Origin of the sequence: Methanothrix sp., from assembly GCA_029907715.1 — an archaeon.
In the GTDB taxonomy this organism is placed as follows: domain Archaea; phylum Halobacteriota; class Methanosarcinia; order Methanotrichales; family Methanotrichaceae; genus Methanothrix_B.
In genome coordinates this window covers 1-16,742 of sequence record JARYLI010000005.1, presented here as the reverse complement: position 1 = coordinate 16,742, position 16,742 = coordinate 1, and the positions used below count along the sequence as shown (strand labels likewise).

16 protein-coding genes are annotated in these 16,742 nt (G+C 54.8%); 1 reads left to right on the top strand and 15 read right to left on the bottom strand.

Annotated elements, in window-relative coordinates; genetic code table 11:
* Nucleotides 1–50 precede the first annotated feature (50 nt).
* The 9 genes from QHG98_04620 to QHG98_04580 are packed head-to-tail and all read right to left on the bottom strand — an operon-like array spanning nucleotide 51 to nucleotide 6,112.
* A complete protein-coding gene (locus QHG98_04620; GenBank protein ID MDH7597015.1) occupies nucleotides 51–1,319 on the bottom strand; it encodes a TldD/PmbA family protein in 1,269 nt (422 codons plus the stop codon).
* 43 nt (nucleotides 1,320–1,362) lie between these two features.
* Nucleotides 1,363–2,130 carry a proteasome assembly chaperone family protein gene (locus tag QHG98_04615; GenBank protein ID MDH7597014.1) on the bottom strand — a complete coding sequence of 256 codons (768 nt, stop codon included), beginning with the start codon at nucleotides 2,128–2,130 and terminating at the stop codon, nucleotides 1,363–1,365.
* The gene (locus tag QHG98_04610) at nucleotides 2,127–2,309 is read right to left on the bottom strand and encodes an RNA-protein complex protein Nop10 (GenBank protein ID MDH7597013.1); all 183 of its coding nucleotides are present in this window, start codon (nucleotides 2,307–2,309) and stop codon (nucleotides 2,127–2,129) included. Before QHG98_04610 ends, QHG98_04615 begins: the two co-directional genes overlap by 4 nt.
* Nucleotides 2,310–2,311: 2 nt before the next feature.
* Entirely contained in the window at nucleotides 2,312–3,085 is a 774-nt protein-coding gene (locus QHG98_04605) for a translation initiation factor IF-2 subunit alpha (GenBank protein ID MDH7597012.1), read from the bottom strand.
* A 5-nt stretch (nucleotides 3,086–3,090) separates the two neighbouring features.
* A complete protein-coding gene (locus tag QHG98_04600; protein MDH7597011.1) occupies nucleotides 3,091–3,261 on the bottom strand; it encodes a 30S ribosomal protein S27e in 171 nt (56 codons plus the stop codon).
* The gene (locus QHG98_04595; protein MDH7597010.1) at nucleotides 3,258–3,533 is read right to left on the bottom strand and encodes a 50S ribosomal protein L44e; all 276 of its coding nucleotides are present in this window, start codon (nucleotides 3,531–3,533) and stop codon (nucleotides 3,258–3,260) included. The genes QHG98_04600 and QHG98_04595 overlap by 4 nt, the downstream gene beginning before the upstream one ends.
* Nucleotides 3,517–4,113: a hypothetical protein gene (locus tag QHG98_04590; GenBank protein MDH7597009.1), complete on the bottom strand. Its 597-nt coding sequence runs from the start codon at nucleotides 4,111–4,113 to the stop codon at nucleotides 3,517–3,519. Before QHG98_04590 ends, QHG98_04595 begins: the two co-directional genes overlap by 17 nt.
* A gap of 43 nt (nucleotides 4,114–4,156) precedes the next feature.
* Nucleotides 4,157–5,356 (bottom strand): DNA primase catalytic subunit PriS, encoded by a 1,200-nt coding sequence (gene priS / locus QHG98_04585; protein ID MDH7597008.1) that lies wholly within the window; start codon nucleotides 5,354–5,356, stop codon nucleotides 4,157–4,159.
* An 18-nt stretch (nucleotides 5,357–5,374) separates the two neighbouring features.
* Nucleotides 5,375–6,112 (bottom strand): nitrilase-related carbon-nitrogen hydrolase, encoded by a 738-nt coding sequence (locus QHG98_04580; protein ID MDH7597007.1) that lies wholly within the window; start codon nucleotides 6,110–6,112, stop codon nucleotides 5,375–5,377.
* A 175-nt stretch (nucleotides 6,113–6,287) separates the two neighbouring features.
* On the opposite strand from QHG98_04580, the gene nifB reads away from it, so the two are divergent.
* On the top strand, nucleotides 6,288–7,187 hold the full coding sequence (nifB, locus tag QHG98_04575) for a nitrogenase cofactor biosynthesis protein NifB (protein ID MDH7597006.1): 900 nt from the start codon (nucleotides 6,288–6,290) through the stop codon (nucleotides 7,185–7,187).
* A 294-nt stretch (nucleotides 7,188–7,481) separates the two neighbouring features.
* Here nifB and QHG98_04570 read toward each other — a convergent pair whose 3' ends face one another.
* The 6 genes from QHG98_04570 to QHG98_04545 all read right to left on the bottom strand — a co-directional run bounded on the left by QHG98_04570 (nucleotide 7,482) and on the right by QHG98_04545 (nucleotide 16,615).
* On the bottom strand, nucleotides 7,482–8,381 hold the full coding sequence (locus QHG98_04570; GenBank protein ID MDH7597005.1) for a hypothetical protein: 900 nt from the start codon (nucleotides 8,379–8,381) through the stop codon (nucleotides 7,482–7,484).
* Nucleotides 8,382–8,493: 112 nt separating this feature from the next.
* Nucleotides 8,494–10,044 carry a hypothetical protein gene (locus QHG98_04565; protein ID MDH7597004.1) on the bottom strand — a complete coding sequence of 517 codons (1,551 nt, stop codon included), beginning with the start codon at nucleotides 10,042–10,044 and terminating at the stop codon, nucleotides 8,494–8,496.
* On the bottom strand, nucleotides 10,041–10,622 hold the full coding sequence (locus QHG98_04560) for a hypothetical protein (protein ID MDH7597003.1): 582 nt from the start codon (nucleotides 10,620–10,622) through the stop codon (nucleotides 10,041–10,043). Before QHG98_04560 ends, QHG98_04565 begins: the two co-directional genes overlap by 4 nt.
* Nucleotides 10,619–12,061, bottom strand: a complete 1,443-nt coding sequence (locus QHG98_04555; GenBank protein ID MDH7597002.1) for a hypothetical protein — start codon at nucleotides 12,059–12,061, stop codon at nucleotides 10,619–10,621. Before QHG98_04555 ends, QHG98_04560 begins: the two co-directional genes overlap by 4 nt.
* A 4-nt stretch (nucleotides 12,062–12,065) precedes the next feature.
* Nucleotides 12,066–13,679: a hypothetical protein gene (locus QHG98_04550; protein MDH7597001.1), complete on the bottom strand. Its 1,614-nt coding sequence runs from the start codon at nucleotides 13,677–13,679 to the stop codon at nucleotides 12,066–12,068.
* Nucleotides 13,680–14,275: 596 nt separating this feature from the next.
* The gene (locus QHG98_04545; GenBank protein ID MDH7597000.1) at nucleotides 14,276–16,615 is read right to left on the bottom strand and encodes a VWA domain-containing protein; all 2,340 of its coding nucleotides are present in this window, start codon (nucleotides 16,613–16,615) and stop codon (nucleotides 14,276–14,278) included.
* Nucleotides 16,616–16,742: the final 127 nt, after the last annotated feature.

Genomic DNA, 16,742 nt, shown 5'->3' with positions numbered 1-16,742 from the left:
CACAGGTACAGCGAACCCCAGTGAAAGAGGGGAAGATCACCCGGCCGGTATCAGCACACCACTCTCATCCGCACCCTGACGCCTGGAGTCACGATCGGCCCGACCGCTCTCGCCTCTCTCCCGACATCCATATGCTTCAGGAGATCGAATATGTTCCCGGCGATCATGGCCGAGCGCACAGGCTCTGCGATCTCGCCGGCGCGGATGCGAAATGCATTTCTTGCCTCAACTGAGAAGTCTCCGGATATGGGGTTTGCGGTGTGCGCCCCTATCACGCTGTTGACCAGTACACCTTCGCGCACACCCTCCAGAAGATCCACAGGCTCTTTTGAGGAGATGATAAGATTGCGGACGCCGATCCTGGGCATATCCGAGTAGCCGGATCTGACAGAGTTTCCGGTGCTTGATCTTCCCTCCTTTCCGGCTGTGTAGGTATCATAGAGGTAGCTCCCAAGGATGCCGTCCTCCAGGATCACATTTCTCTGTGAGGGGACGCCCTCTCCGTCGAAAGCAGAACTCCCCATGCCCGCTGGAAGCGCTCCATCGTCGATCATCTGGAGCCGCGGGTCGGCTGTGCTCTTGCCCAGCATGCCAGCGAGCGCAGACCTTCCCTTCTGGACGTTCTCTGCGGAGAGCGATGGAATAAAAGTGCTCTCGAGAAGCTCTGCGAATGCAACTGGCGAGAGCACAACATCATAAGTATTGGTCTCTATGGATATGCCGTCAAGAGAGCGTCTTGCGAGATCCGCGGCCTTTTCTCCCACAGCTCTCGCGTTGACGCTGAAGCTCCGCGAGTTGTCAAACTCGCTTCCCGTCGCAACCCCTGAGCTCCCCCTGGCGATCGTCTCAAGGGCGAGATGAACCGATGTGCCCTCCTCTGAGAGGTCGACACCGCTGGAGTTGATCAGGATCTCCAGGCTGTGCGTGCATGATATGCCGCCAGATACTGGCTCCACTCCATCAACAGCACCGCATCCTCTCAGGAGCTCCTCCGATATCCCCAGGAGGGTCTCGGTTTGGACCTCTGCTATCCTGCGGTCGAACACGCCAGCCACAGGGAATATCTGCGATTTTCCTGGAAGTCCCTTCCAGAGTCGATCCGGCCCGAATATGCGGGCAGCGCTCACAGCAGCCTCTGCGACATCATCGAGCCTGCCCAGATCTGATGTGCTTGAAAAACCAACGCCTCCCTTGATAACAGCGCGGAGCCCCAGCCCCCTGAGAACGCTCTCGCTGATGCTCTCGACGTTTCTCCTTCTGAGCTCGAGCGTCAGGTTCCTGCTCTGAACCCCGAATACCTCAGCCTCATCAGCCCCCAGGCGCAGAGCCCTCTCAAGCAGCCTCTCCGCAGCTATCCTCAGATCATCCGATGTACCTGAGATCCTCCTCGCCCCCGCTCTCGTAAGGTACCTGTGCCCTCTCCATCTCCTGGAGCTTGCTCACTATCCGCTCCATCTCGCCCGCTCTCTCCTCGAGAGCCTGAGTCCTGACCTCGATCCCGAGCGCCCTGCAGAGGACCTTAAGAACAGCATGCGCAGACTTTGGATCAACCAGATACCCGCTTGTCGTGCCCATGAGGCAGATGGCATCGATGCCCCTCAGGCCGCCAAGACCCACCAGAAGGCCGCTGACCCCGATGATCCCCCCTCCAGGCTCGTTCTCGTGGAAGACCACCCCCAGCCCCTTCATCTCCTCAACGAGTTCTGACCTGTTCGTTGCGCCGATCACCTGCGGCTCCACGAACTGGCCTGTTCCGTAGCCTCCAAGGGTGTAAATCCGCCGGACCCCGAACTCCTCTGCTATGTCAAGAAATATGCCTGTGAGCTCGTAATGCCCTTCGTTCGTGGCGCTCTGGTAATCGCCCACCAGGATCAGCAGATCCGGCTCTCCATCCTTTCCCCTGTATGCGTAGATCTCGTTCCTTACCTGCCTGACAGTGCCATCTGCCTGTACCAGTACCTGCGGAGGGAAGTGCGGAGAGTATATCTCGATGATCTTCTCTGCTTTGAGCTCTTCTATGAGATGCTCAGCGACGAGTTTTCCAACATGCCCAACCCCGGGCAGGCCCTCAACCAGAATGGGGCTCTCGAGAGATACCTCCTTGAGCCTTCGAACAAGCGTCTTTTTCATGATCTTCCCTCTTCCCGCCCGCTTTCAGAGAACAGAGCACGCCGGTACCTGCCATACCGGTCCTCAGGGGAGAACCTGGCCGGCTTCGTGCCGCTTGTGCGGGATCCACATCTTGGGCAGGTTTCCTTGAGAGTGTAGATCCTGCACCGCTCACATCTCAGTATCTTGGATCTTGCCAATGCTAGGCCTCTCTCACGAATGCGCCCTCTCCACCGTGCTGCTCAATGTACTTTATCGCAGCCTGTGCCGACTTTTTCAGGACAGCCTCAGCATGCTTGTAATCGGGAGCGATCACCTTTATCCTGTACCTCGGCGCGCCGACATACTTTATCTCGAGCGTCGCATCCTTGTCCCGTATTCGCTTGGCCTGCTTCAGAGCCTTTTTGATGACCTCAACACCATCTGGCGCGAAGGATCTCAGATCCACATAGCCGGCGATCTCGACCGTAGGTATCTTGACATTCTCCTTTGCCAGGCGGGAGATTATCTTTATGTCCTCCTCTGTGAGCCCACTGTCTGAGAGGCTCTCCTCGCCGCTTATCGCAGCCTCCTCCAGTGCTCCATAAAGGCTGCTGTAGCTTCTCATCAGCGTATCCTTGACGCGCTTCAGATCCTCATCTCGCCCCTCATAAGCCATCTGAAGCCACTTCCAGGCCTTGAGGTCGGCCTTCCACGCCTGGATCTTCTCCCTCCGCTGGTGCTCGTTGACGTCCTTCAGAGAGAGATCGATGTGATGCTTCGATTTATCGACATTCAGAACCTTGCAGACGATCTTCTGTCCCTCGCGGACATGGTCGCGGATGTACTTGATCCAGCCGCTCGCCACCTCTGAGATGTGAATGAATCCCTTCTTGTCCGCATACTCATCCAGTGTGACGAACGCACCAAAATCCAGGACCTGATCGACTGTGCATACAACCAGATCCCCAGGCACCGGCCAACCTTCGCGTTGCATTCAGATCACTCTAGGACCTCGAGAACCTCTGTCTTGATGTCAGCCTTGCCGCCTCTCGGCTCAGCAAGCGTCCTGCCGCAGACGAGGCACTTCACCACAGTGGCCGCCCTGCTGAATATCACCTGCACGTTCTCGCAGTCGTTGCACTTGACCCTGAGAAACTTAGACAGACTCATCCCTCCACAAGCTCGAATCTTCCGAGGCGTATCCCCTTTCTGTTATGAGCTTTCTTGCACAGGCTGCACCTGTATCTGAGGTTGACCCTCTTCGTCGGCTTGTCGCCGCCCGGCACCTTTGAGAACTTGCCCTGGTTGCCCGTACCATTTGCCCTAGCCTTCTGTCTCACGATGCGCGTCATGGAGCGCGCCTGTCCCCTTCTGACCCTCTCCACCGTATGGGTTGTGTGCTTGTTGCAGAACGGACAGTGAGCCTCAATCTCCTTTGGCATCTTCATGATTCATCCTCACTTCCACAGCTATGTTTTTGCTACACAGATTCCTCGCATGGATCTTCGGGAGCATAACAACATCATCCTTACTCAGAGCATACCGCTTCCCGTCGACCCCTACAAACATCGGGACTGTATCCAGCAACCTCACAGCGATGTATTCCTTGGCTATATCTTTTTTGCCCGTTAAAGGTCTTTCGGTGCTGGGACGCGAGAGATGCGAGAGTATGTTCTCCCTGCATCTGGTCAGCGCCTCAAGTATGGTTTGGTATAGGACGACCTCCTCCTCCGTCATGCCGTCCGGAAGCTTTGCAGGCGTCGAGGAGCTTGCCTGCATCATCGCCTTCTTGGCAATCTTCTTTATCCTGAGGTCTATTAGCTTGCTGATGCTCTTTCTGCTGGACTTCAGCTCATCCTCTATTATCTGAGCCTCCACGCTGAAGTGGTCCTCGAGCTTTTCCAGATCCCTCTCGAGAGATGCTATGTGCTTTCCCGCAAGCCTGTAGAAATCGCCCTCGAGATGCTGGAGCTCTGCTGACCGTCTCTCTCCTCTAAGGACGTTTGCCAGGTCAAGCTCCATGATACCCCGCCATAGTTCTCTCAGCAGTGACTTAATCTTTATCTCAGCGGGGAGCAGCCCCTATCTCAGCGAAGCCCCTCGCCATCAGGAATATGGCAGCGTATGCCGGCAGCTCCGCCCCGCCCTCGCTCAGATCAAAGCGCTTCCCAGCCAGCTCGATGCTCGCCGGACGAAGGATGTCCACAGAAACAGGATCTTCGCCGAAGACGACCGCATCCCTCAGCGGGTCAAATGCGCGCAGCGAATCGATGCTCAGCTTCGTGACCCTGAGTCCCGTGCCGCCATGCAGGCTCTCCGGGAAGCGTATGAGGCGATGCACATCCGCGGTCACAGGCTCGTCCGTCTCGCCGCTCAGAGCGCGGACAGACTCCTCCATCAGGTACGGGATTATCAGCTTCCATATACCTGAGGCGTACTTGAAGAAGTCCAGGTTTCCGGCGCGGATGCTCTTTATCGCATTCTCCTCCCTGATCTGTGCCAGGAATAGCCTGGCCTTCTGAGAGCCTATCCCCTTCACGTTTTTCAGCAAGCTCAGCGCCTCCTCATCATCGAGCTCTCTGAGATGCATTACCATGGACTCGATCGCTTTGTTGATCCTTCCGCCCCACCCAGCTGTGCCATATGCAGGCCCCCGCAGGGATCTCGCCCTCTCAACACCAGCATCCCCATCAACGTCGATCTTGTGTATGAACCTCTCCGGATCCAGCCCTCTTCCCGTAAGGTAATCCACGATCTCGCGCCTGGCATCGCTCCTGAGCTTCATGATTGAAGGATCGCGGACGTGTATGTGGTATCCCCTGCCTCCGGAGAAGACCACGCTTATTCTCTCATCATCAAAACCGAAATCGCTCAGCAGAAACTCCAGGAGCTTCATGGTCTCTCTTTTAACGCGCTCCAGCATCTCTCCGTAATCCCTTCTTCCAGAATCCCTGTACTCTGAGAGGTGATCGGCGTCCAGATCGAAGATCAGATCCGCTCCCCTCCAGATCTTCTCCTTCATCGTGGGGGCATCCGGCTTGAGGTAGTACGCAGCGGAGTGATAGACATGCGCCGGCACAGTGCTCCTGATATAATCAACCAGCTCCTTCCTGCTCCTGAAAGACCTGTGCCTCCTCATGCCAGGAGTATCGTAGAATATGAACCCCCATTCCCTGGACTCAATTCCAGGTGGGGCATCCATCGACGCGGTGAGATAGTACTCCCTGAACCTGGCGCGCAGGTAGCTCGCGGTCCTGCTATCCACATCACCACCCCAGCTCTCTCAGTAGAGCTCTGGCCTTCTGTCCTCCCAGCATGTGATGGATCTCCTCACTCGATCCCTCTCGTCCAGGTCGAGGTCAGCGATTATGACGCACTCCTCGCCATCTGCCTCTGCGAGCGCCTCACCCGCAGGCCCAACAATCATGCTCGATCCACCGGCTGATCCGGAGGCATTGCAAGCGATATGGTGTATCTGGTTCTCTATCGCCCTGGCGGTCACAAGGGCCCTCCAGTGGTGGATCCTCTCAGCGGGAAACTGGGCGATTGTGATGAGTAGGTCTGCCCCAGCTGCGCAGAGCTTTCGGGCAACCTCAGGAAACCTGATGTCGTAGCAGATCTCGAGCCCGATCGACAGATCCGCGACCCTCACAGGGGAGATCCTCTCTCCTGGAACGAAGTGCCTCTTTTCATCACCAAACGGATGTGTCTTGCAGTAAAACCCCATCTCAGCCCCGGCCATGCAGAATCCCATGTTGAGCACCCCTCTCCCAGATGATGCCATGATGGAGCCAGCAAGGATCGCGCCTGACTCGAGGGATAGAGCTCTGAAGGATGTCAGCGATGGATATGGGTATCTCTCCGGCTCGAGATCATAGCAGAAGCCTGTGAGGAAGAGCTCGGGGAGAACTATGATATCAGCGCCGCTGTCAGCCGCGTCCGCCGATAACTGAAGAGCTCGCCGCTTGTTATCGTATGCATCACACTCTCTCACGGAGAGCTGTACGCAGGCAGCACGCATGAATGGATCAAGCTCGCTTCATGTATATTAGGAGATGCCAGGCGTTCTGTCAGGGGTAGAGTGCGTATGGTGGAATCAGCTCACCCTTCGCGGGGGACGTTGAAGTATTTGCATCCAGACGACCCAAGGATAGGCTTTTAGCCGAAGCATGCGAAGGAAGTACAGGTGAATCCAGATGGAACAATACCCGACGGCCGTCGTGGCTGACAGGGAGGTCCCCTACGATCCGGAACAGCTCAGGAGGATCCAGGAGCATCCGTGCTTCAGCGAGAAGGCATGCCACGCCTTCGGCAGGATGCATCTCCCTGTTGCTCCGAAGTGCAACATACAGTGCAGGTACTGCATAAGAGATTTTGATTGCGTTAATGAGTCGAGGCCAGGGGTGACGAGCAGGGTTCTGACCCCGCAGGAAGCGCTTGAGCGTGTCGATGAGGTTCTCTCGAAGCACCATTACATCAAGGTCGTGGCTGTTGCTGGACCCGGGGAGCCTCTCGCAAACGAGGAGACATTCGAGACGCTCAGGCTCGTCGGGGAGAAGTATCCGCACCTCATACTCTGCATAAGCACGAACGGTCTGCTCCTCCCGGACAGGATCGAGGATCTCGACCGTATCGGGGTGACCAACATCACCGTGACACTCAATGCTGTCGATCCAGCCATAGGCGAGCAGATATACGATTATGTCATTTATAAGGGAAAGAGGCATGAGGGGCTGGAGGCTGCACAGATCCTGCTCGAGAACCAGCTCAGGGGGATCGAGGAGGCTGTGCGGCGGAAGAAGATCGTGAAGGTGAACACCGTTCTGATCCCTGGAATAAACGACAGGCACGTCTTTGATATCGCGAGGAAGATAAAGTCGATGGGAGTCTTCATTCACAACGTGATGCCACTCATACCTCAGTACAAGTTCGCGCACATAAAGCCTCCAACTCCGGAGGAGAAGAGAGCGATACAGGATGAGTTGAACAAGATAATAAAGCAGATGCGCCACTGCAGGCAGTGCAGGTCTGATGCGATCGGCAGGCTGGGGTGCGACATACAGCAGGAGTTCGAGAAGGGCGGGAAGGGCTCCTGAAACGCCCCTGTCCTTTCCATTGGTCATCGGTTAAAGATTTTCTGCAAATATATTGGCCATGAAATTTGACAAATTTAGATCGCACCATAGTGGAGAGTTTGATTCAAATCGACCGCCCTGTGGACTTGATACGTGATAGCAGTACTGAGGCGAGATAAGACTATTAAGTTCAATTCTACACATGTCGATCTTAACCGATGACGCATGCTGTCCTTTCAGCAGTTTCATGAAAGCCGGTACCTGATCATCATGGGCGCATGATCGGGCCGTGCCATGGAGCTACCGAGGAGCGCCCTAGGATTCGGTATCATGCGAGGCACGTATTCTGGCGAGGCGTTCCTTTGCTGCTGCGACCCGTCCCTTGACGCTGTTCTCATTAACAGCACACCTGTTGCACTCTCCGGATGATTCCTGCTCTGGGGCGGCCTCTGTGGTGTTCTCACACATCCCCTCGCTTATCACTATTATTCCATCCCCGTAAGAGAGGTTGTAGAGCAGCATTGATGGGATGCTGGATGGCGCCAGGTAACTGAACCGCACCACTCCCCGGATGCTCTCGTTGGTCTTCAGCGTTCTGGGCTCGAACCCATCAGTCGCCCTGTAGCCCCATCCCCACTGGTCGACGAGGGTGTAGTTCTCAGGGGACACTTTCAGTGGAGACGTGGAGTTGTTCCTGACGGAGACATCTATATCAAGCACCTTCCGGCTGTAATCAAGCCTCGACCCCAGGATTCCGTAATACACGACTGTGACGTTCTCGTCTGTGTAGTTCAGCGGCTCTCCGAAATCCACCTTGAACACCTCCCCGATTCCGGAGTCCACCACGAGGCTCTTCGGTATCGCCTCTCTAGGAACCACGAATGCGAGAAGCTTCCTTCCTGGAGAGATGGGCCTGCTCGATGCCGCATCTCTGGTGTAGCTCCTGTCGTTTCCGTCGATCAGAACATATCTGACCCGGGAAAGCTCCGCGCAGCTTCCATTGTGCCATCTCAGGCCCGCATCAAGGTACAGAACCATTCTGTCCGCATCGTAAGAGCCTCCCTGATAAAGGGGCCCCTTGAAAATGTCGAAGACGGTGCAGCAGAGCTCTCCGTTGCCACCTGTAACAGGCAGTCCACACGCAGACTCCATCACAGAGAGCATCAGTATGAGTATGAACCCCAGGGCTGCAGTTCGTATCATCTCAGCCACCACGGATGCTGTGAATTACTTCTGAGATATATTGTAACTATATATTTAGTTTTCCGATGGATCTGACAGGGGAGCTGCGGCCCGCCTGCCCTCAATCAGAAGGAGCAAGAGGGCATCATGCCGTTGCTGGAAGCAGCTTTCTGAGCTCATCCCGCACGATTCTTCTGATCATCTCCTCTGAAAGGTCGAGGTTGTTCTGAATATTGTTATCCTGCTGATGCATGTTGTTCGTCGATTTCTCGAATATCCTCAACTCATTCATGAAGAACGGCTTCTCTCCTTTCTTGAGGCGTGACTTCGCTTCATTCAACTCTCTGACCAGACGATCGAAGTACCTGCTCAGAGCCTCTGTCGTAAGAGATGTCAGGCTCTGATCATCGTTTTCATGCTCCATGTGAAGAAGCTCGCGCCGGTTCTCCTCTATGTACTTCAGGGCGAATGATATCACCCTGTACATCCTTTTTTCGAATGGCCCATCACAGCCTGATCCATATGGGTTCCTAAGCAGTATCAGAACCTCGCTCCCCCTGTTTTCTCCGAGCTTCCTCCATGTGAATATATGGTTCGTATCGAGTCCGGTGATGCTCTTTACAGACGATTCCAGTTTCTCAGCGGAGAGATAACCTCTCGAGAAGATGAACGCTCTGTCTGCCATTGCCGGATCGCATGGGAACAGCGGGCCGCATCCATCCCTTTGCACGCTTCCCGTGAGGGCTTTTGAGACCAGCTCCTCTTCAACGGATTTCTTGCTGTTCAACGATGCATAGCATGGAACCATAACAGGCGGCCTGTTCAGACCCTCTGTGAAGTTCTGCGCCAGGGCCAGAGACGGCGGGTCCTCCTGTGGAAACGCGCGGTCTGCCAGGAAGGGCTTCATGACCTGAAATATATAATTGTTTATACTTGTGTAGTCCTGCTTGAACCTCTCAACGAGGATCTGATTATCCACAAGGATCAGAGCGTCCACACCCTCTTTTGCGCTTTTGGTGAGGAGATCATACATGGATATCGTCGCTCCGAGATCTCTCCGCGCCTCCTTCGACTGCTGCTCCCTGTCTGCCTCATCCCCCTGCTCTGTGAGAACGCCAAGAACGAAGACGGGGTAGTCCTGGATCCCTCCGGATCTTATGTAGCGAAGGATCGGATTTATGAATCCCGTTCCGGTGCCTCCGCCGAGGGATACTATGAACAGTATGTTATCGCATCTGCCTCCGCTGAGGGTTGTGAATCCCTTTATGGAATTCCAGGCGTTCTCTAGTATGGGGTTATCATCTCCGAACTCCTCTCTGGCAACACCTCTGACCTCATCATCCTCATCGAATATCTCGAATATCGCCTTCAGATACTGAGCCTCCCTGAAGAACCCCTGCTTCTTGATATCATATCCGTACTTGCGCATGACGAGGGAGTGCGTCTTTGATCCGACCTCTATCGAGTCGTGTGGTATGACGTATCCCGGGTACCCATCCTTCAGGCTCTTGAAAAAGCTCTGCTTATTAACCGCGGCGTTGACATCTGCCTCCAGCCACACCCCCTCGATTCCGCCGAATGCAACATGCTCAGCATTTGTCAGTTTTGATAGGAGCTTTATCACATCAAGGGAACTGAGAAAGACCATTAGCAGATTGCCGCCACATCCGCCTATGCCAACACAGCATGATCTCATCGACCGGCCTCCACGAACTCATTAAACACAGGGATGAAAAGCAAAATCAGGGCCACAAGAAGCAGCAGCCAGGCTGCAGTTTCAAGCGTCCTGTTCACGAAGGGATAATTGACAAAATTGCAGATTGATAGTCCTGCCGAGACCACAAGCACAAACACCGTGGCTGCGCACAGAGACATCTCATTCCTCGATAGTGGGTATATTCTGTAGATCTCAGAGAGCCTCAGCCATACGGGAAAGCTTCTGCTGGCCCATAGCAGGAACGATGCCAGTGATGCAACGATCACAGCGAAAAGGACCAATCCGTAGTTGCTGGCAATTGGAAACCCTGATCTGAGCAGCCACGGGATCAATGGTGGGAGAATGTAATACATGAACGCTACGAAGAACGCGACCCATGAGGAAAAGACCATGGCAGAGAAGTTGGCTCCGTGATCTACGGACAGCAGCTCATACAGCTTATCCCTGGAGACGCCAGATGAGAGCTCGGAGAGCCTCCTGTATACGCGCTCGAAGTTCATCCGGTGAACCACCAGCCCTACGAGCAGCAGGGCGAGCAGCATCGCAGCCCAGATCATCTGCCTCCCTCCTGGTTGCCTTTAATCTCTTTTTTCCTTCCCCTGTTGTTGCTCACGCGTTCCACGATCACACCGGCAGAGAGGAATATTATCAGAGTGAGGATCACATTTGCTATGCCCAATGGTGAGAGTATCGAATACTTCACGATCTTCGGATTTATCGGTTTGTCCGCTGCGAGATCCATGCTCGTCCTGCCGTTCTGATCCGGCTCTGAGTAGGAGAACCTGTATGCAAACGTCTGGTTGCTGTCAGATACATCAAAGCTCGTCTCGAATGATACAGTCTGCCTCTCGGGCGTCACCGTGACCGTCCTCGATCCGCGGAGCTTCCATGGATTTGATGGTGTGCTGGTGTAGAGGTATACAGTCAGCGGGAACGAGTTCTCGTCCTGGCTCTTCACGTCTATGCTGAAGTTGTACCTGCCCCACCAGTAGTAGTTTTCATCCTCTGCAACCATCCTCGGGCTCTCTACGAGCAGCTTTGGTGTGGGCCTTATCTCAGGGCCCTCTGCGATATTCGTTGAGGTCACATTGATCCCATCACCCACAGTGTAGTAGTAGCGGAATGTCTTCCCTGCATCTTCCTTTCCGAAGAAACCGTACTCGCTGTTTCTGAACCTCACTGTCCCGCTGCCGCGAAGCTCCTGGGTGACATTCGTCCGCTCAGTGCTGTTATCCTCATTCAAGATGTGGAGCGTCACATTCAGAGTATCACCATCGGGATCCATGATATCAGCTACATACTCTATCGGATCGCTGTATCTCGGTCTGTATGTGACATTCGTGTAATTTACCACGGGCGGATTGTTGATCACATTAAGCTCCAGCACGGGGAAGAGCTGCGGGGATGATACCGACCAGTTAGATGAGTACATCTTGTACAGGCTGTCAGTGTATTTTATCCTGAAACGAACCCTTCCCGTCTCTTTCAGGCTCCGCAGATCGGTGATCTCAGGGAAGCTCCTGTATGTGTAGTTGATGCCGTCAGTGGAGAAGTATTCATTGACCTGCACGATCTGGGTCTGGCTGTTGACCCGCCTGAAATCCCCCCCTGGCTCCGCCATCTCAAGGTCGATGTAAAGAGGTCGTCTTATCTCAAGCTCGTTCTCATTTGTCACATACGCCTGTATCTCCAGGGGATCGCTTCTGCGAACCGTTGTGTTTCCCTTGTAGTAGATGAGGACCGCAGGCAGCCTGTACTCCCCGGGAGGGGTGTACTCCTTCCATAGGAGAGTCTGCAGATACTCAAACCTCTTCGGGTTCTGTTTCTTCCCCTGCTCGAGCGCCTTTATTATCTTCTCCATATCGGTCTGCCTGTGGCTGCTCCCACCTCCTCCGCCCTCAGAGGGCGTGGGTGGCGCGGGGCTCACGCTCGGCCCCTCTGCATATGCTGAGAGGACAAGCATGAGCAGCAGGAGAGCGAGAAGCCTGTATCGCATGCTATTACCTCTTCACATCGAACTGCACCGTCTGGTGCCAGGGCTGGTTGTTCCATGATAGCTCGGTCCAGTTGCCAGGGGTGCTGTAGTTCTGAAGGAGACCTGAGCGTATCCAGCTCTTCCCGTCGTCTGTGTAGATGAGCTCAACATCAATCGGCCTCAGAGCTCTGACCGAGACCCTGTAGTTGAATCTGTCTGTGTTGCCTATCCTGCTGTACGTCGCGTCCCTGAAGCTCACATCGAACTCCGGCCCGGGGAACTCGCCGAGCACGTTGTTATCGAGAACGAATCTGTACCAGGCCATTCCGAGGAGATCAGCATCCTTGATATCGAAGGTCACGTTCTTCCAAACAAGTGTGCTGCTGGAGCCTGTGTAAGTCAACATTCCCCTGGAAACCCAGAGGTCAGATTCCGGTGGCCTTATCTGCAGCTCCAGATCGCATCTGGGCTTTGTGGTCTCGATCTCGGCTGTGTACGTGTATGATGTGTAGGCGCTGCCCTTCTCCGGTGATACGGTCGCGTTCTTCACCCACACGACCACCACATCTGGGCCGGCATAGTACCTTCCGATCATATCCTTTGTTGTGGCGAATGGCGACTCTGCATCTATGTAGTGAAAGCCATAGTAGTACTGGGACGATCCGTATGCTTCAGGCGTGGCAGTCACACGTACATCATTCCACTCGAGCCTCTCCCAGGTGGAGACGTTTCTGTATGTGCGCCTTCCCCCTGTGACAAAGCTCTTCGATCCGACATCCCAAACATTAAGCGAGACCTCTATCTCCTTGGATGCGTTGACCTCGAGGGCGTACTGGAACGGTGTGTCAGAGAGACCCCTCTCCGGAGAGAGGGTCGCGTTTCTGAACTCGACCGAGACCGGCCAGAAGGGGCCGTCAAAGGTCTTCTCCTTTCTACCCACAAATCTGTAGTAGGCCGAGCTGAAGTCGAAGTCGAGGGACACGTTCTGCCATCTCAGCACCTTCCAGCTTCCTGGAGCGGTGTAATCCTGTGTTCCCACAGGCGTCCACGGGCCGTTCTTTGATGGAGCGACCTCAAGAGTTATGTTGTCAGGCGCTGTGGAGAAGACGCTCACCTCGTACGTGTAGAGATCATCCCTGGTTCCCTTTCTCGGGGTCACAGAGGCGTCCTTGAACTCCTCAAAGACCTTCACCAGCGTTGGATGGCCGGTGTAGTCCTCCCTGACCACCGGCTTCTCAAAGGGGTCAAGCGATGTTATCGTTGCCCTGTACCAGGTCCTGTCCCATATGCTCGTGTCGTTTTTGTCAGATAGCCATCTGCCGAAATCCCCCTTTCTGAGATCCGGGGACTGGAAGTTGACATCAAATCTGAGCACACCTGTTGCGCCAGGGTTCAGGTTCAGCTTTTCCGTGAAGCTCTTCGAGATTGAGGTATCGGATGAATCCGGGCCGATTGTGAACTCCACGGTGTACATCATCGAGTTCTTCGCGCCCGAGAGCTCCACAACGTAGACGAGGCTCTTGCCAACATCAAGCGGCTCTCTGGGTGTGCCCTCCTGCGAGAAGTAGATCGACGCATCTATTCCACGAGATGATGTGACTGCAAGCACAAGCACCATGAGACACAGCAATCCTCTCAATCAGTTAACCCCCATGCCAACAGGCAGATGCCCACCAACCACTATGATCCATATATGCAGATTGCAGCCCATTGTCCAGGCAGCTCTCACAGCCTCCTATACGATTATAACATTTAAAGCCTTCTGCAGGTGATGTGTTGCGAACAATCCCTCGCAGATGTCGCTCTCACGTTTTCAGAAAACCAGGCAGGCATGAGGCACACTGGCCCTCCAGATCGCATGTCCAGAAACCGCACAGCAATCCATCAGACAGACTACCCGGGAGAGCCTGAATAAAAAGCCAGCCGCTTTTACCTTGGCTCCACATCATTTGGGACTGAAACGTCTGAAACTGTGCTACCATTCCAGGTTTAACCCGAAATTTAGCGAAGCCTGACGGGCATCACAAATCGCCATGTTCCGACTCCATGTGCCTAAAAATATCAAGCTCTTATGTATTCAGCAACCAGAAGGATGCAAGCCGGTTGATGAACGCAATCATTCGCTCCCCAGGCCTTCGACGCAGTCGAAGATAAGTCGAAACGAGCACATAGCATGACTTTTCTTCGGGCAGGTTATCAGACATATAAAAGCGAAGCCGGGAATCGATCCCGGCCTCAGAAGCGTCTGATGCACAGATAGCCTGCCATAAGTGAGAGCACACCCAGCAGCCCCTCGAAGCCAGGCTGTGCCCTGCTGCTTGTCGGGGTCTCTGGCGTCTCACTTGCCTTTCTGTTCTGCTGAGCAGTCTGTTCGCTCATCTCTGGCGTCTTGCATGGCGCTCCGCAGGTTATCCACATTCTGCCCTCTGCCAGAGGCAGCTCGTAATGCCGCCTGAGTGGCGCTGCACATGATAGCGCTGGCCAGTCGAAGTCCACTCTGGAGTACGGCGTGCTGGAGCTGATGTTGCCAACAAATTCGGTTCTCCTCTCCGTAACATCCACAGGCAGCTTCAGCTGTACCGACGCATCGATCGTGGCACTCCACCTCTCTCCGGAGTTCAGGGTTCCAATGTTCCATGTGAGCGTCGTCGAGCCGTCTCTGTTATAAGTAACCGCATCTGGGAGGGGATCGGCGCCGGTGTACTTCAGATACGGGTACAGCGTCTCGGTGAGGGTGACGTTGGTGACCCATGGCCCCTGAGCGCATCCGTTCATCCTCTTGAGTATCGTGGAGATCAGGTTTCCGGCGGTGAGGCTCTGAGGAGCTGATATTCCGCGCTGCAGGGGATCGCCGAGCTGCGCAATCTCAGTCAGGTTTTGTTCCTCCAGAGGAAACTCGTTCAGATCCGTGCCGATGTAGAACGGAAGGATGCCCTCGAACCCTCCGCGGATCAGTGTGCTGTTTCCGGGGATCGTGTAGAGCACGCTGGGCTGCGAAATGCCCCTGAACTCGCTGCGGCACGTTATGAATATGATGAACCTCCGCGTATCGCAGCTGAGCGGATCGTTCGCCTGCGAAATTATGCGGCTGTGCATGATACGCATCGCTTTCTGCAGCCCCGCCTCGTAGAACGTCAGATCGGTCTCCCTGCATGTATCTTCGTTGTACCGCTGGATCGTCGCCATTATTCTCTGATCCCCGATCGCCAGCCACTGTGGGTCGAGAGTGGTATCCCGGTCTGCAGAATCAGTGGGATTCCAGTCGTCCCAGCTCACGATGGCGATCCTCGCGTTCCTGAGCCCGGGAGTGCTCGATGCAGTCTGGAGCATCTCATAAAGGGCATCCTGCATGACTTCGAAGTTCTTCCTGCCACTGTTATCGCGATCTCTCATGCTCCCGGATTTGTCCATGACAAACAGGATATCCGCATTGCACGGTCTCTCTGGCGTCTCAAGTGCAACCCTCAGCCTCGGGCAGTCGGGACATGGTCCATTTCCGTTTGGCAGCACCTCTTTGCTCACACTCAGCACGCTGGTGTTCTGTACCACGGATTCATTGCTTCCGCCGATACCGCTGCCCTCCAGGCTGAACGAGCCAGGCGGGCTGACCCTCAGAGTCGCTGGGGGTATTGCAACCGTTGAGCGTGTGCCGTCACATTCGGTGTAGCTGACTGCCGTATCAGGAGCCATTCCCAGGATGAATGCGCCCGGGTCAGGCGAGCTCACATCAAAAGAGAGCGTCCTGCTCTGGTTTGCCTGAAGGATCCCGATCTGCCAGGTCAGAACAGTAGAGTCGCCCTGCCTTCTCATGGATGCCACAGGCTGCGATCCAGGAGAGAGATTCACATTCAGAGACGCTGGCAGCACGTAGGTCACGGTCACATCCTTCGCCACGATCCCGGTGATGCTGCTCCTGATTCTCTGGTATATGCTTGCCAGAGCGCTCGCATCAGGAGTGCTGTAGAACTCTCCGCCGGTGCTGTGTGCAATCTCCGTGAGATTTCTCGCGTCAGCCTCAGGACCGAGACCTATGGTGAATACCACGATCCCCTTCGATCTGGCCTCGTCCACCGGAGATCCCGGAACGCCTGGTGGCGTGTAATGGCCACCATCTGTGCTGACACCATCCGTGAGGAGCACTATCACCTTTGATCTGCTGCTCTCCGGTAGCAGATCGATCGCAGCCTCCAGGCCTGTATCCAGAGATGTGTTTCCATCGGCACCGATGCTGTTTATCGACGATTCGATATCTTCTAGGTTGCTCGTGAGCGGCGAGGATACTGCTGATGTATTCCAGCTGACGATGCCGACCCTGTCCATGCTCAGATCCAGGCCGGCGACAAACTCCCTGGCAGCAGACTTCCTCAGATCTCCAGGATCGCTTGTAGTCATGCTGCCAGAGCTGTCTATCGAGAGAACGACATCTATCGGACTGGCGCAGGGCACCTCCCCTCCCATGAGGCTTATGCTAACAGTGCAGATCTCAGAGGGCGAGATTGCATTCCTGCTCAGGTGCTGGTCAGCAGTCACTGCTGAACCCAACGCCCCGCCAGTCCAGAAAAGAACAAGAATCACCCAAACGACTTCCCGTTTGATGATTTTACCTCCTGCATCTCAACTGTGTGTGCTGTGTTGGATAAGTAGCTTTATATTCATATATTCTCTCTTATTCTTTCAAGAATCTTCGTCATAATGTTATACG